Source organism: Paenibacillus flagellatus (assembly GCF_003217775.1).
Taxonomy (GTDB): domain Bacteria; phylum Bacillota; class Bacilli; order Paenibacillales; family NBRC-103111; genus Paenibacillus_AB; species Paenibacillus_AB flagellatus.
Window position 1 is genome coordinate 578,389 of sequence record NZ_QJVJ01000003.1, and the last position, 20,670, is coordinate 599,058.

General features: G+C 62.2%; 22 protein-coding genes. 3 read left to right on the forward strand and 19 right to left on the reverse strand.

The features are described 5' to 3' along the window. Positions 1 to 103: 103 nt before the first annotated feature. The 8 genes from DLM86_RS09110 to DLM86_RS09145 form a co-directional block, all read right to left on the reverse strand. Positions 104 to 295 carry a hypothetical protein gene (locus tag DLM86_RS09110; RefSeq protein WP_110839664.1) on the reverse strand — a complete coding sequence of 64 codons (192 nt, stop codon included), beginning with the start codon at positions 293 to 295 and terminating at the stop codon, positions 104 to 106. 29 nt (positions 296 to 324) lie between these two features. Further along, on the reverse strand, positions 325 to 816 hold the full coding sequence (locus tag DLM86_RS09115) for a hypothetical protein (protein ID WP_110839665.1): 492 nt from the start codon (positions 814 to 816) through the stop codon (positions 325 to 327). 37 nt (positions 817 to 853) lie between these two features. After that, complete coding sequence (gene udk, locus DLM86_RS09120) at positions 854 to 1,468, reverse strand: uridine kinase (RefSeq protein ID WP_110839666.1); 615 nt, start codon at positions 1,466 to 1,468, stop codon at positions 854 to 856. Between the two features lie 39 nt (positions 1,469 to 1,507). Continuing rightward, on the reverse strand, positions 1,508 to 1,927 hold the full coding sequence (gene kapB, locus DLM86_RS09125; protein WP_110839667.1) for a sporulation phosphorelay system protein KapB: 420 nt from the start codon (positions 1,925 to 1,927) through the stop codon (positions 1,508 to 1,510). Next, complete coding sequence (locus DLM86_RS09130) at positions 1,920 to 2,261, reverse strand: thioredoxin family protein (RefSeq protein WP_110839668.1); 342 nt, start codon at positions 2,259 to 2,261, stop codon at positions 1,920 to 1,922. Before DLM86_RS09130 ends, kapB begins: the two co-directional genes overlap by 8 nt. Before the next feature lie 6 nt (positions 2,262 to 2,267). After that, entirely contained in the window at positions 2,268 to 2,789 is a 522-nt protein-coding gene (locus tag DLM86_RS09135; RefSeq protein ID WP_110839669.1) for a hypothetical protein, read from the reverse strand. 3 nt (positions 2,790 to 2,792) lie between these two features. Next, positions 2,793 to 3,047 (reverse strand): hypothetical protein, encoded by a 255-nt coding sequence (locus DLM86_RS09140; RefSeq protein WP_110839670.1) that lies wholly within the window; start codon positions 3,045 to 3,047, stop codon positions 2,793 to 2,795. A 90-nt stretch (positions 3,048 to 3,137) separates the two neighbouring features. Beyond that, positions 3,138 to 4,754, reverse strand: a complete 1,617-nt coding sequence (locus DLM86_RS09145) for an ABC-F family ATP-binding cassette domain-containing protein (protein ID WP_110839671.1) — start codon at positions 4,752 to 4,754, stop codon at positions 3,138 to 3,140. 166 nt (positions 4,755 to 4,920) lie between these two features. On the opposite strand from DLM86_RS09145, the gene DLM86_RS09150 reads away from it, so the two are divergent. Continuing rightward, positions 4,921 to 6,351 (forward strand): NAD-dependent malic enzyme, encoded by a 1,431-nt coding sequence (locus DLM86_RS09150; RefSeq protein ID WP_110839672.1) that lies wholly within the window; start codon positions 4,921 to 4,923, stop codon positions 6,349 to 6,351. A 28-nt stretch (positions 6,352 to 6,379) separates the two neighbouring features. Next, positions 6,380 to 6,721, forward strand: a complete 342-nt coding sequence (locus DLM86_RS09155; RefSeq protein WP_425453953.1) for an ASCH domain-containing protein — start codon at positions 6,380 to 6,382, stop codon at positions 6,719 to 6,721. A gap of 25 nt (positions 6,722 to 6,746) precedes the next feature. Here the strand turns inward: DLM86_RS09155 and DLM86_RS09160 are convergent, their stop codons facing one another. From DLM86_RS09160 to DLM86_RS09205, 11 genes are all read right to left on the reverse strand, one after another. Then, positions 6,747 to 8,504 carry a DUF6382 domain-containing protein gene (locus DLM86_RS09160; protein ID WP_110839674.1) on the reverse strand — a complete coding sequence of 586 codons (1,758 nt, stop codon included), beginning with the start codon at positions 8,502 to 8,504 and terminating at the stop codon, positions 6,747 to 6,749. A gap of 12 nt (positions 8,505 to 8,516) precedes the next feature. Continuing rightward, positions 8,517 to 9,029: an A24 family peptidase gene (locus tag DLM86_RS09165; protein ID WP_110839675.1), complete on the reverse strand. Its 513-nt coding sequence runs from the start codon at positions 9,027 to 9,029 to the stop codon at positions 8,517 to 8,519. Positions 9,030 to 9,119: 90 nt separating this feature from the next. Further along, positions 9,120 to 9,824, reverse strand: a complete 705-nt coding sequence (locus DLM86_RS09170; RefSeq protein WP_110839676.1) for a TadE/TadG family type IV pilus assembly protein — start codon at positions 9,822 to 9,824, stop codon at positions 9,120 to 9,122. A 21-nt stretch (positions 9,825 to 9,845) separates the two neighbouring features. After that, entirely contained in the window at positions 9,846 to 12,083 is a 2,238-nt protein-coding gene (locus DLM86_RS09175; protein WP_110839677.1) for a hypothetical protein, read from the reverse strand. Between the two features lie 20 nt (positions 12,084 to 12,103). After that, on the reverse strand, positions 12,104 to 13,123 hold the full coding sequence (locus DLM86_RS09180; RefSeq protein WP_110839678.1) for a hypothetical protein: 1,020 nt from the start codon (positions 13,121 to 13,123) through the stop codon (positions 12,104 to 12,106). Positions 13,124 to 13,128: 5 nt separating this feature from the next. After that, positions 13,129 to 13,353: a Flp1 family type IVb pilin gene (locus DLM86_RS09185; RefSeq protein ID WP_342773064.1), complete on the reverse strand. Its 225-nt coding sequence runs from the start codon at positions 13,351 to 13,353 to the stop codon at positions 13,129 to 13,131. Between the two features lie 25 nt (positions 13,354 to 13,378). After that, positions 13,379 to 14,149: a type II secretion system F family protein gene (locus tag DLM86_RS09190; RefSeq protein WP_110839679.1), complete on the reverse strand. Its 771-nt coding sequence runs from the start codon at positions 14,147 to 14,149 to the stop codon at positions 13,379 to 13,381. 4 nt (positions 14,150 to 14,153) lie between these two features. Further along, positions 14,154 to 15,086, reverse strand: a complete 933-nt coding sequence (locus tag DLM86_RS09195; protein WP_245954449.1) for a type II secretion system F family protein — start codon at positions 15,084 to 15,086, stop codon at positions 14,154 to 14,156. Next, on the reverse strand, positions 15,083 to 16,303 hold the full coding sequence (locus tag DLM86_RS09200) for a TadA family conjugal transfer-associated ATPase (RefSeq protein WP_245954451.1): 1,221 nt from the start codon (positions 16,301 to 16,303) through the stop codon (positions 15,083 to 15,085). The genes DLM86_RS09195 and DLM86_RS09200 overlap by 4 nt, the downstream gene beginning before the upstream one ends. Further along, positions 16,257 to 17,426: a P-loop NTPase family protein gene (locus DLM86_RS32685; RefSeq protein ID WP_245954452.1), complete on the reverse strand. Its 1,170-nt coding sequence runs from the start codon at positions 17,424 to 17,426 to the stop codon at positions 16,257 to 16,259. The genes DLM86_RS09200 and DLM86_RS32685 overlap by 47 nt, the downstream gene beginning before the upstream one ends. Positions 17,427 to 17,673: 247 nt before the next feature. Continuing rightward, the gene (locus DLM86_RS09205; RefSeq protein WP_110839681.1) at positions 17,674 to 19,323 is read right to left on the reverse strand and encodes a serine/threonine protein kinase; all 1,650 of its coding nucleotides are present in this window, start codon (positions 19,321 to 19,323) and stop codon (positions 17,674 to 17,676) included. A 148-nt stretch (positions 19,324 to 19,471) separates the two neighbouring features. Here DLM86_RS09205 and DLM86_RS09210 point away from each other — a divergent pair, with 148 nt between their 5' ends. Further along, positions 19,472 to 20,662: a M14 family metallopeptidase gene (locus DLM86_RS09210; protein WP_110839682.1), complete on the forward strand. Its 1,191-nt coding sequence runs from the start codon at positions 19,472 to 19,474 to the stop codon at positions 20,660 to 20,662. Positions 20,663 to 20,670 lie beyond the last annotated feature (8 nt).

A 20,670-nucleotide genomic window follows, 5' to 3' on the forward strand; every position in this document is an offset into this window, starting at 1 on the left:
ACGAATCCCGCACCGTGGCCGAAAACGAAAGAAACGGACCCGCCTTGGGTCCGTTTCTTTCGTTTCATGGCCTGTTCGCTTCGCCGCTGCGGCGGGCGTCTCGTCAATCGGGTTTCGCGTCCCCGTCCCCTCCCGGTCGCGGCTCGCACCACAAGCCGCCGGGGTCTCCCGTGTCGTCGCCGCAACAGCCGTTCCATTGCCCGCAGTTGAAACATTTCCACTTGGCGAACCACCATTTCATCTCGAAGCCGCATATCGGACACGGCGGAACGACGTTCGCCCTGCGCTCCTCCATCTTTTCCCCTCTTCCCTTCCGAGCTTGATCTAGCCGTCGTCCCGGTTCATCGTCCGGTCGATGCGCTCGAGCAGCTCCTTGACCGAGTCCGGATCGTGCCTTCCCCGTTTTTTCCATTCCCCGAGCAAGCTCGCGATATCCCCGGCCAGCTTCTCGTTTTCCTCCGCCGCCCCTTCGATCGTCTCCGAAGGATCGAACCAGACGTACGTGCCGTCCGGTCCGTTGCGCAAATACGGACGCGTCCAATGATCCGGATACGCGTACGGCTGCTCGCCGAATAAAACCCCGAGCACGTCGTCGCTGCCGAGCGGCAGAAGGTGGTGGAACGATTCCTTCGTCCCGTCCGCCACGTTCAGGTGCAAGTAGGCGTAATGCAAATAATGCTCGCCCGTCGCCGTATCTTTGACGACCTCGTACAGCTCCGTTCCGTCCGCGTCCTCGGACAGCTCTTTCACCGACTGCAGCCGTTCCTGGATCGTATCCTGCGGCACTTGCTTCATCGCCGACCACGATTCGTTCATCGAAAGTTGCCCCCTTATATATCTAGCCGCGCCGGCTTCAGCCGTTCGTCAAATACGATTCGATCCGCGACGTCAACAGACGAATGGCGATTTCGTTTTGCCCGCCTTCCGGCACGATCAGATCGGCGTACCGTTTGGACGGCTCCACGAAGGCGTCGTGCATCGGCTTGACCGTGTTCAAATATTGCTGGAACACCGAGTCGATCGTCCGTCCCCGCTCCTGAATATCCCGCGCGATACGCCTGAGCACGCGGACGTCCGCATCCGTGTCGACGAATACTTTGATATCCAGCTCTTGCCGGATCGCCGGATCGGCGAAGATGAGAATCCCTTCCAAGATGACGACCCGTCTCGGCGTCACCGTCACCGTCCGCTCGACGCGGCTGTGCGTAGAGAAATCGTAAACCGGCACTTCGACGGGATTTCCTTCTCTAAGCCGGCGCAAATGCGTCAGCAGCAGCTCTCCGTCCATCGCGTCCGGATGGTCGTAATTGACGTTTTCCCGTTCCGCCATCGACAAGTGGCGATTGTCCGCATAATACGAATCCTGCGACAGCAGCGCGACCTGCTCTTCGCCGAGCGCCTCCACGAGCTTCTCCGCAACCGTCGTTTTGCCCGAACCGGTTCCGCCTGCGATTCCGATCATTAGCATGAAAGTTCCCCCGATTCGACAAAAATGTACATCACTCGCTTATTGTATCGCACCCCAATAGTCTTTTTCCAGCACGCGCAGCGTTTCGAGCGAGCGGGCGGCCCAACGGGCGGCGTCGCGCCCGCCTCCGGCCTCCCCGCCCTCGGCCAGCTTGCTCATGGAGCGAACCATTTCCTCCCACGCGGCCCGTAGCGACTCCCCGTAGGACGGAACCTCCCCCTCATACGGCTCGACCGATGAGGACGGCACCCACACTTTTTCGCGGTGTGCCGACGCTTTCCGCTCGTGGAACAGAGGGACATCCGCCTCATACGGATGGTGCAGGTCGCCCTGCAGCGGATGGCGGACGACCGCCGCGATTTCGACGAGCGTGCGCGGAGGCGCATGCTCCACCGTTTTCGCGATATATGCTCCGGATTTATATTCGACTTTGACGTACGAGGTCCGCGCGTCATTCATGATCGTTCATCCTTTCCTGGTGATGTTCGTATATCCGTTCAAGAAACGCGTACACGTTGCCGACCGACTCGAACGCGTACAGCTTGCGCTCCACCCTTCCGCCCCGGACATGGAGCAGGCACGGGACGCTCTCCACCCGCCAATGCATCGCCAGCTTCGGCAAAACGTTCACGTTGGCCGATTCGACCGTCCATTCCGGCTTCGCCGCCCGGACGACCTCCAGCATCCGGGCCGCCACTTTACACGTCCCGCACAACGGGGTGTACAAAAAAACGGCGAACGCCTCGCCGGCGTCCGTCCGTTTGATCCATTCCGCTTCCGTCCGATCGGCCATTTCCGCTCATTCCTCCGTGTTGTAAGGTTCCAGCAATCGAAGCGTGCGCACCGTATGTTCGAGCAATTCGGCGATGTCGTCGATCTGGCCCTCGCCGATTTTGCGGTCGAACGCGACGACGATTTCGTTCCGGCAGCATGCCCCGTCCTCGCCGTATCGGTACGACAGCGTCTGGACGATCGAAGGGTTCGCGTCCCACACCTGCCGCATGATGTCGTCGATGTTGCGGCACGCCGCCTCGGGGTTGCGCAGCGTCAACGCGAAGACGATCTCGAGCTTGCAGCCGGGCAGCGCGTTGCGCCATTCCAGCTTCTCGCCGGCCAGATCGACGAGACCGGCGGAGAGACGCACCTCGGCCGTGCACCGGCCGTCCTTCAACCGATACCGCACCGCATACGTTCTCGACATCGTCGCCAGATCGATCAAGTCGGAGCGATGGGTGACGACGATATGCCCGTCCAGATCGAGGTCGTATACCGCCCCTTCGAACACGACTTTCAAATTTTCGTAAATCGTCGGGTCGAACATGCGCTACCTCCCGTTTCCGTAATCCGCATCGATCGGCTGCGGCGCGTCCTCCCCCTGCGTTACGTTGGAAGGCGATTTCGGGTGACGCCCGTTCCGTTTCGGCTTTTCGCGCTCTTCCGTTTCGGCGTCCGGCCCTTCGGCGCGGACGATCTCCATGCCGACGAACAGGTGCCGCAGCCGGAGCAGTTTGACGGCCGCTTCTTCTTTCGTCATCGGAGGGCCGTAAGGTTTGCCTTTATAGCTGACATAGTACGTCATGTCGTTCGTCATCCCTTTGTGCGAAAAGTGGTCGAGGCGGAAGGACGAAAAAAGCGGGAGAACCTGAGATGCCGTCCCCCGCTGTCTTCATTAGGCGTATAACGTCTCGCGCAATCGCTTGACGTCTTCGTTCTCCAAATACTCGTCGTACGTCATTTGCCGGTCGATCAGACCGTTCGGCGTAATTTCGATAATCCGGTTGGCGATCGTCTGGATGAACTGCCAGTCGTGCGAGACGAACAGCATCGTGCCGTCGAAATCGATCAGCCCGTTGTTGAGCGCCGTAATCGACTCGAGGTCGAGATGGTTCGTCGGCTCGTCGAGCATGAGCACGTTCGCGCCGCTCAGCATCATCTTGGAAAGCATGCACCGCACCTTCTCGCCGCCGGAGAGGACCGACGCCTTCTTCAGCGACTCCTCGCCCGAGAACAGCATCCGCCCGAGGAAGCCGCGGATGAACGTTTCGTCCGGATCTTTGGAAAACTGCCGCAGCCACTCGACCAGATTGAGATCGACGCCTTCGAAGTACGCCGAGTTGTCTTTCGGGAAATACGCCTGCGTCGTCGTGACACCCCACGTAAACTCGCCGGCATCCGGCTCGAGCTCGCCCGCGAGCACTTGGAACAGCGTCGTCTTGGCGACGCCGTTCGGTCCGACGAGCGCGATTTTGTCGCCTTTGTTGACGACGAAGCTTACGTTGTTCAGCACGGTTTCGCCGTCGACGGATTTGCTGAGCCGGTCTACGGTCAAAATGTTTTTGCCCGCTTCGCGCTCCGGCTTGAAGTTGATGTACGGATATTTCCGGTTCGACGGCTTGATGTCCTCGAGCGTCAGCTTCTCCAGCTGCTTTTTCCTGGACGTCGCCTGCTTCGACTTGGAGGCGTTGGCGCTGAACCGGGCGATGAACGTCTCCAGCTCCTTGCGCTTCTCCTCGACCTTCTTGTTCGATTCCCTCATCAGCTTAAGCGCCAGCTGGCTCGACTCGTACCAGAAATCGTAGTTGCCGACGTACAGCTGGATTTTGCCGAAGTCGATATCGGCGATATGCGTGCACACCTCGTTCAGGAAGTGGCGGTCGTGGGATACGACGATAACGGTGCCTTCGAACCGGCCCAGGAAGTTGACGAGCCAGTTGATCGATTCGATGTCCAAATGGTTCGTGGGCTCGTCGAGCAGCAAGTTTTGCGGATTGCCGAACAGCGCCTGCGCGAGCAGGACGCGCACCTTCTCGTTGCCGCCGAGCTCCTTCATCTGCTTGTCGTGCAGCTCGGTGCCGATGCCGAGGCCGAGCAGCAGCGAAGCCGCGTCGGATTCCGCCTCCCAGCCGTTCAGCTCCTGGAATTCGCCCTCGAGCTCCGCCGCGCGCATGCCGTCCTCTTCGGAAAAGTCCGGCTTCGCGTACAGCGCGTCCTTCTCCTCCATGATCGCATACAGCTCGCGGTGGCCCATTATAACCGTTTTCAAAACCTGGACTTCGTCGAATTCGAAATGGTTTTGCTTCAGCACGGCGATGCGCTCGCCGGGCGTGACGAACACTTCGCCGCTGTTCGGCTCGATTTCGCCTGACAAAATTTTCAAAAACGTCGATTTGCCTGCGCCGTTCGCTCCGATCAACCCGTAGCAGTTGCCGGGCGTAAACTTTATGTTAACGTCTTCGAATAAGGCGCGCTTTCCGTAACGGAGCGTTACGTTACTAGTGCTGATCATGGGACAACCTTCCTTCTCTCTCATTCTGCCGTCAACTTACTACTATAGCATATTTCGCCTTGCGCATCAAAGCCAATCCGGCATTTTGGAATTTGCGGCGATTGTTGTACACTAGGGGGGAACGAGATTGCGCCGTTCAGCACCTTACCGTAGGGGGAACAGAGCCATGACCGATGGGAACAAACAATTGATCACGGGCAAAAGCATCATTTTGCGGCTGGAAATCGATACGAACCGGATCCGGTTCAGCGATATCGTAGCCGCCATAGCCGACGAAGGCGGCGATCTCGTCGCGATCGACGTCATCCAGACGAAGCAGCAAATGTCGATCCGGGACTTGACCGTCAACGTCGCGGACACGCTCCATACGGGCAAAATCGTGGAGAAGATGAAGCAGCTCGAGGGCGTCGTTCTCGTCAACGTTTCGGATCGGACGTTCCTGCTCCATCTGGGCGGCAAAATCGAAACGAAGCTGAAGGTGCCGATCCAAAACCGCGACGATTTGTCCCGCGTCTATACGCCCGACGTAGCGCGCGTCTGCATGGCGATCCACGAGGAGCCGCGCAAGGCGTACACGCTGACGATCAAGCGCAATACGGTCGCCGTCATCTCCGACGGAAGCGCCGTCCTCGGCCTCGGCAACATCGGACCGAACGCCGCCATGCCGGTCATGGAGGGCAAGGCGATGCTGTTCAAGCAGCTGGCCGACGTCGACGCGTTTCCGATTTGTCTCGACACCCAGGATACGGAAGAAATCATACGTACGATCAAGAACATCGCCCCCGCGTTCGGAGGCATTAATCTGGAAGATATTTCGTCGCCGCGCTGCTTCGAAATCGAAGAGCGGCTGAAGCAGGAGCTCGACATCCCCGTCTTCCACGACGATCAGCACGGCACCGCGGTCGTCCTGTACGCCGGCCTGATCAGCGCGCTGAAGCTGGTCGGCAAATCGATCGACTCGGTCAAGGTCGTCGTCTGCGGCATCGGCGCCGCCGGCGTCGCCTGCAGCAAGATTTTGCTTGCCGCCGGCGTCAAGGAGCTGATCGGCGTGGACCGCGTCGGGGCGCTCGTCGCCGGACAAGCCTACGACAATCCGATCTGGTCGTGGTATGCGGAAAACACGAACCCGAATCGGGTGTCGGGCTCGCTTCGCGACGTGCTTGCCGGAGCCGACGTATTCATCGGCTTGTCGCGAGGCGGTCTGCTGAACCGCGACGACGTGAAGAGCATGGCGGCCGACCCGATCGTATTCGCGATGGCGAATCCGACGCCCGAGGTCAATCCGGAAGAAATCGAGGATATCGCCGCCGTCGTCGCGACCGGACGCTCGGACTTCCCGAACCAGATCAACAACGTGCTCTGCTTCCCCGGCATGTTCCGCGGCGCGCTCGACTGCCGGGCGAAAACGATCAACGAAGAGATGAAGCTCGCGGCCGCCGAGGCGATCGCCTCGGTCATTTCCGACGACGAGCGAAACAAGCTGTACATCATTCCGAGCGTGTTCAACCAGGACGTCGCCAAGCTGATCCGCGACAACGTCATCAAGGCGGCGATCCGCACCGGCGTGGCGCGGCGTATTCCTCGCGAATACCGGTAAGGCGCGATCGGGGAAAGGCGGTATGTCGATGACCGAAGCGTTGGATCCGAAAACATGTTCGATCGAGCGGCTCGTCACGGTTCGGGCAGACGTGGACAAAGTCGTCGCCGGCGTCAAGACGGCGGCCCGCCGCAACGGGCGCTACGCCGATCCCGGCGAAGTGATGGAGATGGACGGCCATCGGTTCGTCGTGGAGCGGGTGTACCGGCAATCGCTCGGCGACATGACGGACGAGCATGCCCGGCAGGAAGGCTTCGACACGTTGGAGCGGTACAAGGAATACATCGTGTCGATGCACCGGGGCATGAAATGGCTGCCCCACATGAACGTATGGGTTCACGAGTTCAAGAAGCTGGATGACGCCGACTAACCGGTCGAACGACAAACACCCCCTCTCACGAAGGGGTGTTTGTCGTTTCCGCGCGAAAGACGAGGCGCAAACGGACGATTTGCATCGTATCGCCGTCCTGAAGCGGATACCGTTTGTAGGGCACCATCGGCTCGCCGTTGAGCATCGTACCGTTTTTGGAGCCCAAATCTTTCGCGTAATACCCCGTCATATCGCGGCCGACCTCCGCGTGAAGCTTCGAGACGCCGGCCGAATCGTCCGCGTAGTCGACGGCGCTCCGTTCCCGGCCGACGACGAACCGTTCCTCCTTCAGTCGAAATCGATTCGTCTCCCCGCCCTTCGCGATCTCGAGCTCCGGGAACGCCTCCGACTCCCGCTCCTCCCCGGCCGTCTTGCCTTCGTCCGGTGTCGCCCCGTTCGGACGGAGAAGCACGGTCGCATCCGGCGGCCGAAGCGGCCCCGTCCCTTCATCGGGACGGCCGGCGAATGAAAGCGGCGCGGCCGGAGCCGGGAACGCATAACGGTCCGAAGGCGCCGGAGACGATGATGATGCGGAAAAGGGAGGCGTACTCGTTCGAGGCGGCACGACGGCGAAAGACGCCCGTTCGGCCGTTAGGTCCGGGGCGCGGGACGGCTTTCCGAGCGGATGAACCGTCCCCGCCCTAACGGGCAAACAGCCGGTCAAGCCGGTCATTTCGCGCTCCTCCATCGCCTCGTACGACTTCGCCAGCTTCCCCCACGTCGAATCGGCCTTCATGCCGGGCCGAAGGCGAATCCAGACGTAGACGGCGTCGAGCAGCAGCACGGTCAAGCCGGTCCACACATGGAACGTTCCCTCGGCCGGCGTCGTCGGATAAAAGCTCCACAACAGCAGCAGCAGCGATCCGGCGACTGCGCCGATCAGCAATCGCTGCTTGGCGGGCGGCGCGGCATCGTTCTTCCGCGCGGGAGCATCCGCCCCCTCCCCGTCTCCGCTGTCGTCCCCGTCTTCTTCCTCGCCATCGGCAAACGTCCGGTTCGACAAACGCAAGTCCCGTTCGTTCGCCGCCTTCCAAAGCGCCTCCGGGTCGTCGGCCGGAACCGACCGCCGGTCGTTCGGCGGCTTCGGGCCGGCGCCGATCCATGACGGCAGCGCCTGCTGCGGCCGGCTTCGTTCAACCGTCGGCTCACGGATCGGGAAGCTAAGCCCGGATTCGACGCCCGAAAACGACGCCTCCCCGTCGGGCTGAAGCAGCTCGGCCAGCTTTCGCTTCACATCGCGAAAGTCGAACCGATCCCGGTGCAGCATCGACATCAGCGATGAAAAGCCGCCGCCTTCGATCGTATCGATGCACGCCGATAGCCGAAGCGACAGCTCCTTAAACTGGTCGCGCAGCGCCGGTTTTCCTTCCGTCCGATGCGACGGGACGTACAAGAGCGACAGCTTGTTTCCCGATTCCTCGTCGACGAATACGAAATCTTCGTGAAGCCAATAGCCCTCCTCCCGCAGCATGTACGACCGCCCGCCGTCGATCGTCCCGGCTACCTCCAACAGCATCCGGTAATAATTTCGCAGCGTAAGACGTTCGGTTTTCATCCAGTGGGACAGCATCTTCATCCCGGTCATGTTGTAGCGCAGCCGGACGGTCAAGTCGATTTCCTCGACGTCGAGCGCAAGCAAGCCGGGAATGTCGTTCGCCTCCATCATGCGAAGCTCGATCCGCTCGAGTTCGTCCGCGTGCAGCGGCCGTTCGCCGGATAGGACGAGACTCGTCCCGCGATGGCGGATAAAGTCGCAGCGAAAGCCGTACAACGATTTGTCCATCGAGAGCCTCCTTCATGCGGTCGGCGCGCAATACGCGGCGGTAAACGCGACGGCCGGCGCGACCGCGTACATGAACGGAAAAACGGCGGCCGATTTTTTGTAGCGGACGAGTCCCTTCACGTCGCGCAGCAGCAGCAGGTGGAACAGCAGCGTCCCCGTCATCCGCAGCCTCGGGGCCAGCTCCCCGCGCTTCGCCACGATGATCAGGCCGATCGCGCCCGCAAACAAGATGGAGTTGATCGCCCCGTTAATCGCGAACGGCGCTCCCGCGATCGCCCCGATCGCCCCGAACAGCTTCACGTCGCCCGCTCCGACCGCTCCGACGACGTACACCGCGAGAAGCAGGCCGAAGCCTGCGGCGAATCCGGTCGCCGACGCCGCAAGCCCGTTCCAGCCTCCGCTCCATGCGTGGAAGACGATACCGAAGACGGTTCCGCCCGCCGTATACCGGTTCGGAATTTTGCACCGCTTCACGTCGTGATACAACGAAGCGAGAAGCAGCAAGATAAGCGCTGCGTATGCCATCGCATTCTCCTTTTTTCGGTTTCGTACTCGAGGAAGTCCCGGCCTGGGTCGAATGGCGCGACGTCTTCCATTGCTTGCGCGCGCGTTTTTCTATGCCCCCGTCCATATTCGCTCGTACGCTTTTTTTCGGAGCGTGACCGTTTTGTTCACGAACGGAATCGGGAGCTTGACCGCATATTCGGCCTCGATTCCGACGAACCGGCGTTCCGGGTCGGTGAAGCTCGGGACGGTCGCCTCGACGACGGCAAGACGGTCTTCCTTCAGCACGGAGGAGTCCGAATAATGAACGACCGCCAGCTTGAAAGCGCTCCGTACATAGGGATCGATCCGTTCCTTCACGAACGCGTCGTATTCGTCCCGGCCGAGCTTCTCCGCCTGCTCCCGCTTTTGCCGCTCCCACTCGACCCACTGGACGAGCGCGTCCGGAATGAACGCCTTGTAATCGTCGACCCATTGCTCGCCCTGCACGAGCTTGTCCCGGGCGACGCGAATGTGGCCGAGCCAGCCGTCCACTTGGCCGCCGACCGGACTTTGCTCGTACGCTTTCCTCGCCTCTTCGGCCAACAGCTGCACCGGGTACGCGTTTGCGGCCATTTGCTTGACCGTTTCCGAGACGGCGTGATGAAGCGCCAAGTCCGCCACCGTCAGCCGGATGAGGCAGACGAGCGCCAGCACGAATGCGAGAAAAAACGGCAGCGCAAGCGTCGCCTCCAAGCTGATGCCCCCGCGTTCGTCGGCGGCGAAGCGGCGAACGCGTTCCATGCCGAATTCATCGTTTGGCGTCACTGCCGCCATAGCCGCTCACCTCCTTCCTTCTCAATACGAGAGCGACGCCGTTTTCGAAACGACCGCCTTGCCGTCTTCGATCGGGTAGCCGAATGCGGCCATCGTATAGGGCATGAACCAGAGACGGACCTTCGTTTCCGTTCGCGCTTGGACGTAGACGGCCGTTCCGCGCAAATCGCGACCGGTGTTCAGCTCGATCAAGCTTTGCATCCGGGCCGTCGTCGGCTCCCGCTTCGTATGTAGCAGCAGAAACAGGCGCAAATAATCTTTGTATCCCATCGCGACCGCTTCGGGGGCTTTGGCCGTAACCGGCACTTCTTCCCCGTTCGTCAGCTTCGTCATATCCTCGTAAGCGCGAATCGCCCCTTCCGCGATCGCCCACAGCAGCGTCAGCATCGGAGACCCGACCGCCGTCACCTTCGACTCCGGCGACATGAGCGCTTCCGCGGTCCGGACGGCGAGCCGGATCGCGAACATTTCCGTATACGCGGCCGCCTGGTTGCTTTGGCACGAATTCAGGCCGTACAGCACATATTCCGCTTCCTGATTCGGCAGCTTGTGCGAACCGCGCGCCGACCGCTCGTAGTCCGGCTTCGGCTTTCCGTCGGCCCCCTTCTCCTTGCCGTACGTCCGATAATTGAACTTGGTCAGGGCGAACTCGTTGACGTACAGCTCGTCCCGAAACTGTCCCGCCGCAGCCGTCAAGCCTTCCAACAGCCGATCGATCATGCCTTTCGTCCGGTCGATCGCCTCCTCCGCATCGTCCAGCTCGTCGACGGACGTCCCGTTTTCCGCCTCCGACCGGTTATAATCCGAGTATTGGCGGTACAGCGACGGCTTGCCGGCCGACGGATCCCCGAGCTCGAGCTTCCGGTACGACTCGTCGTCGGCCCCGCCGCATTCGGCCCATATTTTTCGCGCTTGATCCCACAGCTGCGCGAACCGCAGCTTTTCCTCCCGCTTGCGTCTCGTCAGTCGTTCGGCCGCCGCCGCTCGCTTGTCCTCCTCGATCCGCTGCTCGCCCGTAAATTGCGAAGCCTTTTGCCCGTACGCCTCGTTCGACGCGGTCAGCGTCGCCATCCGGGCCGAGTCGAACTTGTTGGCGCCCGTAAACAGCGTCGTCGCGTCCAGCGCCGTCTCGAAGCCGCCGAACAGGGCGCCGATGCCGCCCAGCCCCGTCCGGAACTTGATATAATAAGCGTCCGGCAGCGAAGCTACCTGAAGCGCTTCGGCCGGTATGCCCGAGTCGGCGGGAAGCGAGCCCGTCTCGGCGCGGATTCGTTCGTCAAGCGCCTTAGCCTCGTCAAGCTGCGTAAATACGCGCTGCGTCAACCCCGCGAGGATCGCTTGATCGCGCTTCGCCTCCAGCTTCGTTGCCGGGAGCAGCAGCGTATATTCCGCGATATATTCCAAAATTTTCTCCAGCTCGCCGATTTGCGTCTGAAGCGCGCCGACGCTTTGCTCCAGCTGGCCGATCGATTGCGCGATGGCGGCGATTTGCTGCGGCGCCTGCACGCCGGCGCGCACCAGCTCCGCCAAGCCGGCTTGCCGGTCCGCGATCGTCCGCCGAAGCTCCTCGGCTTGCGAGCGGAGCGATTGAATCGACCTCCGCACCTCCTCGGCGTCCCGCAATCCGATCAGCCGGCAAAGCTCGTCCAGCCGCTCCAGCTTCTTCGCGTAATACCCCCGGTAAATCGACGCCTTCTCCGCCAAATCCCGCGCGTCGGCCCAAGCGTCGTCCAGCCTCGACTCGCGTTCGTCGACGAGACGGCCGATTTGCTTCGCCTTGTCCGCAAACGCCGAGACGCCGGCCAGCATGGCCGTCGCGCCGGAACGGTTTTTCAGCTTATCCGTCACGCTGACGGCAAATTCGACGGGCGCCCTGTACTTCATCTCCTCCAGCACTTGCCGCTCGAAAACGGTACGGTTCGCGAGCGTATAAAGCGGTTGGATCGCGTGCGAGGAAGGGACCGCTTCCGTGAGACGAAAGGCGCCTCCTCCCGTCGCGTTCAAATTGCGCTTCAGCACGTCCGTAAACAGCTTATCGCTTTCCTCGGGCTTAACCCCGAGTCCGAACAAACCGTATGACTGCAGCGCCGGGTCGTAGGCGGACAGGACGGAGCGGAGCGCCGCCTTCGTCGCCGTTTCCGCCTGCCGCTCCGCCATCCGGACCCGGGCCGCGTCGATCAGCGCGGCATGAAACGCGAACAGCGGCGCGATCAGCAGCACGAGCGAGACGGTAACCGTCCCGGCTCTCGATTTCCACATTCGTTTCCCCCCTTCGCCCGTCAGGAATGGATGACGACGATGATGCCGCGTTTCTCAAGCGCCTGCCGCAGCGGCTTGGACGGCCCGATTTTCCCGTCCTTTTCTTTGCGAAAAAAGTGCCAGACGACGCCCTTCACCTCCGTTCCGTTCTGCAGCAGCTCCAAATCTTTGGCGATTTGGGCTTCCACGTCTTTGCTTTTCGCCGTATATCCGAGCTTCACTTCGTGCATCAAGCCGTCGGAATCGAGTGCGTCGAGCATCCGGTCCCGGTTCGACGGAGTCGACACCCGCTTTTTGACGCCGCCCGTGACGCCTCGAATGTAGGTCGCCGCCTCCTCGGCCTTCGCAAACGCGAGCTTCCGAGGCGGCTCGGCGGCAGCGGGAAGCTGCTGCTCCGCCTTCGGCTTGGCGATCAAATCCTTCACCCGTACGACGAACGTCCGGACGAAATCGACGTTGCGGATCAGCTCGACGGGCTCGGTGACGACCGAACGGACTTCCGCTTCCATCCGCGACGACGTCCAACGCTTGGCGAGAAAGGGCAGCAGCCCGTCTTGCCCTAGACGCGCCGTCACCTCCCGGTCGATCAGACCGTGCCGATACGTCAGCTCGCCCTCGAGCGAATCCGGCAGCTCGTGCGCCGCCTTCGCCAGCTTTCCTTCGGGTCCGGCTTCCGTACCGGAGCTCGCTTCGGCATCCGCGATCGGCAGTCCGACCTTGCTCACCCCTCCGGCCGAGCCGAACGAAAACAGGCCGCCGAGCCCGTCGCTTCCGGTACGCCAATACAGGCCGTCGTTGCGGCTCGGCGTCACGTCGCCCGTCACCCAATCTTTGCCGCTGTTGTCCCAGGTGAAGGCGGAACGCTCCGCCACCGTTGCGGCCGTATGGTACAGCCCGGCTCTGCCGTAGACGAACAGGCTCATGAAGACGATCGAGACGATCATGACGGCAATCGTCGGATAGACGAGCGACGACTCGAGCGTGAAGCTTCCGGTGTCGGAGCCGACGAATCGCCGCGAAGCGCCGATAAGCCTTTTCATCCCCGTCAATTCGCCTTACAGGCGTCCGGAGTCGACAAGCAATCTTTCGAGCCCGTACTGCCGAGCTCTTCGTTCGCTTCCCCGAACAGCTTCTTGATGAACGATAAAATCCATTTGCGGAACGCCACCGCCACGATGACGAGCACCGCGACGATGAGCAGCAGCTCGAGCGTGCCGATCCCTTCCTCGTCTTTCCAAAATCCGATCGCGAGCCGTTTCGCCATTCCCATCCCGTTCCCCCCTCTTCCTTTTTCCTCATTCCATAAGCATAACGGCAGGAGCCGCCACGATCGCCATCACCGCAAGCAGGATGAGCAGCATCGGGAAAATAAGCTTCGAGGACGCCTCCTCGCCGAGGATGCGCGTCATCGCTTTGCGTTTCTCCCACATATCGCGGTTGAGCGAACGAAGCGACAGCACGAACGTCTCCCCGCCGCGCCTGTAGTTCATAAGCACCGTCGTCGAAAATACCGCGACCTCCGCGACGCCGCACCGTTTGTTCAGCCGTTCAAGCGCGATCGGAAACGATTCGTTGTTGCGAAGCCGGTTGGCGAGCATGATCAGCTCGTCCGCCAGCGGTCCTCCCGTGCCCGAGGACGCGTAGCCGTCCGCGCAGCGCACGATCGCGCCCTGCACCGTTTCGCCGGCGTTGACGAGCAGCGTCAGCTTGTTGAGCAGCTCGGGCAGCTCCATGACGATCTTCCTGCGCTTCGCGGCGACGCGCCGCTCCAAACGGCTCAGCATCGCGAACGGAACGAGGGACGCGAAAGCCAAGCCCGCTCCGAGCGCTGCCGAATCGCCGCCGCTTGCGGCGCCGAGCGCGACCGAGCCGACGACGCCGAGCATCGTCGCGGACACCAGGTCGGCCGCATACGTTTTCGAATGCCTCATCTCGGGGTCGTCCCCGTGAAGCGCGATCATGCTGCGGTACAAATTCCACCGGCCGGATGACAGCCGTTCCGCCAATCGGGTCCGTTCGGCAATTTGGCCGGACAAAGGCTCCAATACTCTCAACAATCGTTCCATCCCGTCACGCTCCGATGCTCATGATCCGGAGCGCCAGCCATTGACTGAGCCCGAGCAGAACGAGCGAAGCGCTCATGACGAGGCGACCGGCTCCTTCGTACAGCGGCTCCATGTAATCGGGCGAGCCGAAGGCGAGGAAGGCGACGATCGCGAACGGAATCAACCCGAGCGCTTTCGCTTCGAACTTTTTTTGGGCGATCAGCACCGCCAAGTCCTGCTCGATTTCCATTTTCTCGCCGATCAGGTTCGACGTTCTCCGCATCACTTCGACCAAATCGCCTCCCGTCCGCTTGCAGGCGGCGAACGCGTCGGCGAACTGCTTGACGTCCTCGATGCCGCTCCGGCTGCCGAAATCGAGCAGCGAGCGCTCGATCGGCTCGGCGTTCTCCGTCCGCCGGTTGATCCGCTCCAGCTCGCGGATCATGTCGGCCCGCGAGTCGGGATACAGCATGCGCAAATCGGTTGCCGCCTCCCGGAACGCGTTCTCGACCGATTTGCCGGCGGACAGCGCCGACGAGACCGAGTACAGCGCATGCTTGAATTGGCGCCGCAGCTCCTCCTTACGCTTGCGGATCAGCTGTCCGCGCCGGAGACGCGGGACGAAGACGCAAGCCGAGCCCAACAGGACGCACGCCGCGGCGTGCTTGTAAAACAATAAACCGATCGCGGACAGCACGGCTGCGGCGATCGCGCAGGCGGCAGCCGTTTCGCCCGCCGACATCGAATACCGATCGTATTGCCAGACGTCCTCGGCCGACCGCCCCGCCGGCGGAGAGCCGACGGACGTTAGCTTCGCGAGGAACCGCGGCTTCGGGAACGCTCCGGGCCGCTTCCACCGCAGCCATCCCGCATAGGCAAAGTACGCGGCCGCTCCCGACGCGAGAGCGATCCAGACGATCCGCATTTCCGCCACCTCCTTTTTTTCGAATCCGTTCATTCGATGCCCGCCATCTTCAGCTTGTCGTCCCCGATCAGCCGATTCCCCGTCGGGACCAAGCCGCCTATGATCGAGCCGTTCTCGTCTTCCCCGCTCTCGGCGAATACAAACAGCGGGTTCAGACGAAATTCGCCCTGCTCCGTTCCGACCAATTCGGTTATTTCGGTCACCCGCCGGCTTCGGTCGCGGAACCGGGACAAGTGGACCATGACGTCGAGCGCCGCGCCGATCTGCTTCCTTACGACTTCGACCGGAAGGGCGGCGCCGCTCAGCACCATCGTTTCGAGCCGGCTGAGCATATCCGGCACCGAGTTCGCATGGCCGGTCGACAACGAGCCGTCGTGACCCGTGTTCATTGCCTGCAGCATATCAAACGCCTCCGCTCCGCGCACTTCGCCGACGATAATCCGGTTCGGGCGCATGCGGAGCGACGCGCGGATCAAGTCGCGGATCGAGATCGCTCCCTTGCCTTCGGTATTGGCGTTGCGCGTCTCGAGCCGGACCCAGTTCGGCAGCTCGCGAATTTGCAGCTCCGCCGAGTCCTCGATCGTCACGATCCGTTCGTCGGCGGGAACGAAGGCGCACAGCGCGTTCAAAAACGTCGTCTTGCCCGAGCCGGTTCCGCCGCCTATAAACAAGTTGTACTTCGCCCGCACCAGCTTGGCCAAAAAGGCGGCCGCCTCCCCGCTAATCGCGCCTCTCGCGACCAGATGCTCCATCCGAAGCGGATTCGCGGGAAATTTGCGGATCGTGACCGCCGGCCCTTTCAGCGCGATCGGCGGCAGCACGACGTGCACCCTCGAGCCGTCCGGCAGCCGGGCGTCCACGATCGGCGACGATTCGTTGACGACGCGGTTCACTTTGGCGACGATCGACTGGATGACGTCCTCCAGCTTCGACTCCGATTCGAACCGGCCTTCGAAAAGCTCTACCCTCCCTTCCCGTTCGATAAAAATTTCGTCGTACGCGTTGATCATCACCTCCGTTATGGTCGGATCGTCGATGAGCGGCTGGAGCACGTCCAACCCCCGAAAGGAATGAAAAATCGCCTGTACGATCGTCTGCCGCTCCTTGGCGGTCAAATACCGTTCGCCGGCGTACCGGAACACGGTTTCCTCGATCGCTTGGACGAAGCTTTCGTCCGAATGGGAGCCGGACAAATCGATCGTCTCACGAATCCGCTCGCGCAGCTGACGCGCTATCGAATCGGCCGACAACGGCTTCGCCCCCTTTCGGCGGACGAAGCGCGTCCGCCAGACGCGCGACCGACTCCGCGAACAGCGGCTCGGCGACCCGGCCGTCCGATCCGTGCATCCGTTTCCAGCGGGAAACGTACGGGAGCTTGTCCCGGATCGCCAATCCCGACTTCGCGGCGGACGCCTGACCGGCCGGCAATTCACCGGCATGCTTGTTCAAGACGAACCGGATTCGGTCCCGATCCGGTAAAGCGCCCGCCTCGCCCCATTGCCCGAGCTCCTCCAGCAGACGGGCCGATCTCGCCGCAGACTCGTCATCCTCGTTGACGAGCCAGACGATCGCGTCGCTCGATTCGAGCGCGCCTAGCACGCGCTCGTGAGCCGTCGCCTCCAGGTCGAGCACGATCGCGTCGTACCGGTTCAGCGCCCGGATCGCGCCGACAAGACGGCGGGCGTCGTCCCGGCTCATCTCGAGGCTCTCCCGCATATGCCGGAAGCCGGGGAAATAATCGGCGCCGGAAACCGCTTCGCGCCCGATAAGTCCGCGCAGCCTCTCGCCGATCCGCTCCGACCCGGAGCGAAGATCGTACACGAGCCGGGCGGCCAGCTCGGCGTCGGCCTCCTGCGGGAACACGAAGCCCGGTACGAGCTCCATATTCCAGTACAGGCAGAGGCTCCCCCGGGCCGCGAACGCCCTGGCGAGATGGACGGCCACGGTTGTCTTCCCGGTGCCGCCCGCCGCCGAAAAGACCGAGCAGACGGTCGCCTCGGAGCGGTCCGTGCCGCTTGGGCGGACGCCTCCGCCGGCTCCGCTCCGGTACAGCTCGAGCAGACGGCCGAACAGCCGGTGAAGCGGCTGGTACTTATGCACACCCGGAAGCCCCGAGGAATCGTCGGCCGCTTCCCCCGCCGTTTCGCATAACCGTACCCGGCAGCCGCCGGTTAATGCGCGAATGTCGAAGCTCGGATGAACGAGATACAAATGCGCCGCCCGGCTGCCGACGTAGTCGCGCAGCAGCTCTTCCCGCGACAGCTGCTTCAGGATCAGCCTCCGGCCCCATTCGGACTCGCGGACGTACTCCGCCATATGCCCCGTGTAGGTCGTATCGGGGTCCGCCACGACGACCTCGAGCTTATCCGCCATCCGATGACCGCCTCCTTCCGTTCGTCTTCATCCGCTCAACCAGCTCCATATCCCCGCCGCGACAAGCGCGATGCCGGCTACGGCCGCGCCGATCGCCAATCCCGCTTCTTGTCGTCGCGTCATGGCCCACCTCCAGCGGACAGCAAAAAAGCACCGCAAACGACGGTTCGAAACCGTAGCTTGCGGTGCTTCCGCTTGTCCCAATTATTGCATTCGTTCCGATTATATACCATCTTTCTCCATCTTTTCAAGTACGTGCGAAAAAAAGTTTGCCGAACCAGCCTTCCCGCCTCCCTTCCGAGGCGATCCGATGCCGTTCCGTCGTCCGTTCCAGCCAAGCGCCAAGCGATTTTCGAAGCAGAGCAATCGTCTCCGGATCGCGCTGCACGAGCCGTCCTTCCCACGCCGAACTGACGATCGTCTCGTACGGAACGTGCGGAATGACCGCGGCCGGCTTTGCCGGAAACGAAGCCAGCCATTCTTTCGCCCCCGGAAACGGCACCGCCTTGTTCGCGATAAATTCGACGCGCCGGCCGGCGTCCTTGCGCTTCATGAGCGCTTCCGCGGCTTTGCGCGTCGAGGGCGACGCCCATCGCGACGGCTGCGGATCCGCGACGGCGACGACGATGTCCGCCACGTCAACAAGCTCCTCCACATCCTCCACCGGACCCGTGCCCCAATCTCCCGCATCGACGATCGTAACGGCCGCGTCGATGCGGAGCAACCGCTTCGCGAAACCGGCCCGCAAGTCGTCGGCGACCACCCCCGGAATAACGGGGATCCACTCGGCCAGCCCGTCGATCCACCGTAAGGCTTCGCCGGCAGCCGTCCGGCCGCAGCCGTCGGGCGCTCGGCGGTCCCCGTCGAGCAGCCCGAACAGCTCGGGACGGGCTCGCGGATGCTCTGCGACCGCATGAGCGATCCCCGCATCGTCGAGCAAGGCGGCGATCGACAGCGCCGTAAACGTGGCGCCGGCTCCGGCATATAGGCCGCCCACGGCGATTCGCAGCCGTCCCGACGGCACCGGCGGAACCCCGGACCCGGCGCTCGGCCTCGTCCCGCCGCCGGCTCCGCTTCCGGGCCTGCCCGCTTCCAAACAGCGCTCGAGCGCCGTTCGCGCCTCCTCCGCGGAAGCGGGCCTCCGTTCCGGTCGGTCGTCCAGCAGCTTGTCCACGAGCGCGGCCAGCATGCGCTCCGTCAGCCCGCCTCCGAGCTCGAGCGGCTTCCGCTCCGCCTGGTACGATCGTCCCCCGCTCAACACGTAATAAAACGTCGCGCCGAGCGAATACAGATCGGACCGGCTGTCCGACCGCCCCGTCTCGAGCAGTTCCGGAGCGGCGAAGCCGATCGTGCCGAGCGGAACCGTGTCGGACGCGCGGCCCGGCGTCGCCTTTCGTGCGATGCCGAAATCGATCAGCCGGACGTGGTCCCCGGCGTCGATCATGATGTTGGACGGTTTCACGTCGCGGAATATGATCGGCCCGGTTTCGAGACCGTGCAAGTAACGGAGCAGGTCGCACAGCTGGATGCCGTACCGGATCATGGCCGCCGCCTCCAATCGCCGCCCGCTCCGCTCGAACAGTTGCTGCAGCGTAACGCCGTTCACGTATTCCATGACCAAATGGCTGAAGCCATTTTCGTCCGGAGGAAAATAATCGACCACATGCGGCAAATACGGGTGGTCCAGCTTCATGAGCACGGCCGCCTCGTGCTCGGCGGTCATTCCGGACGCGCCGAACGGGCGCGTTCGCTTCACCGCCCATCGTTTGCCCGGCAGCTTCAAATCGTCCGCTAAAAAAACGGTACCCATGCCGCCTTCCCCGATCGCCTTCGCGATCCGGTATCTCCCGCCGACAACGGTGCCGATCGGCCCTCGCGATTGATCGAACTGATTCATCCGTTCCCCCCATTCCCGATCGTTACGCCCATTATAGCGCGATAAGAAACGGCATTTCCACCACCTTTTTCCATTCGCCGCTTCTTCATATCGAAAAAGCTCTCCTCATAAACTGGCAAAGACAGGTTTGCCGAAAGGAGGAAGCCCGATGAAAGTGCTTTTGCGGCCCAACGATTCGTTCTGGTATTACAGTCAGCTGCTCAACGTGCCGCTGCCGCTCGTCGTCGATTCGAACCCGAATTTGGACCCGAACCGCCTCGTTCCCGGAACGGAGGTGAACGTACCCGGCTTCGTTGCGATCGATTATCGGATCCAGCCGGGCGATTCGCTCTGGAAGCTGGCCGGTCAAAGCGGAACCAACGTCGACGCGCTGCTGCTGCTCAACCCGACGGTTCGCCCGGAGCGGCTCGTCGTCGGCCAAGTCGTCCGCCTTCCCCGTCGCGTCACTTGGTTCGTCGTCGATACGAATAAGCCATACGACTATGCCGCCTTGATCGCCGACCTGAACCGGCTGTCGGACGTGTATCCGTTCATGAGGCGCCGGTCGATCGGGCCGTCGGTCATGAACAAGGCCATTCCCGAGCTCCGGATCGGCCGAGGGGCGAAGCGGGTGCACGCCAACGCCTCGTTCCACGCGAACGAATGGATTACGACGCCGGTGCTCGTCCGATTGATGAACGAATATTTGCTCGCCTTGACGAACCGCGGCGCCATTCGAGGTTTGCAAATGGGGCCTTTTTACGATACGGCGACCCTTTCGGTCGTGCCGATGGTCAACCCGGACGGCGTCGATCTCGTCGTACGCGGACTTCCGGCGTCCGAGCCGTACCGCAGCAGCGTCCTGCAAATCAACGGGGGCAGCACCGATTTTTCCGGCTGGAAAGCGAATATTCGCGGCGTCGACTTGAACAACCAGTTCCCCGCGCTGTGGGAGGAAGATACGATCGGCGCGCCGCAGCAGCCGTCTCCGCGCGACTATCATGGAACGACCCCGCTTACCGAGCCGGAATCGATCGCAATGGCGCAGCTGACGAGGGAGAGCGACTTCGACCGCGTGCTCGCCTTTCACACGCAGGGGCAAGTCATTTATTGGGGATTTCAAAACTTGGAACCGCCGGAATCGGAGACGATCGCCAACGAATTCGCCCGCGTCAGCGGCTATACGCCCGAACGTACGATCAACAGCTTTGCCGGGTACAAAGATTGGTTCATCCAGGATTGGCGCCGGCCGGGCTTTACGATCGAGGTCGGCCGCGGGGTCAACCCGCTCCCGCTCTCGCAGTTCCCCGAAATATACGAGCAAAGTCTCGGCATCCTGCTCGCCTCGCTGTATATGTGAGCAGGATG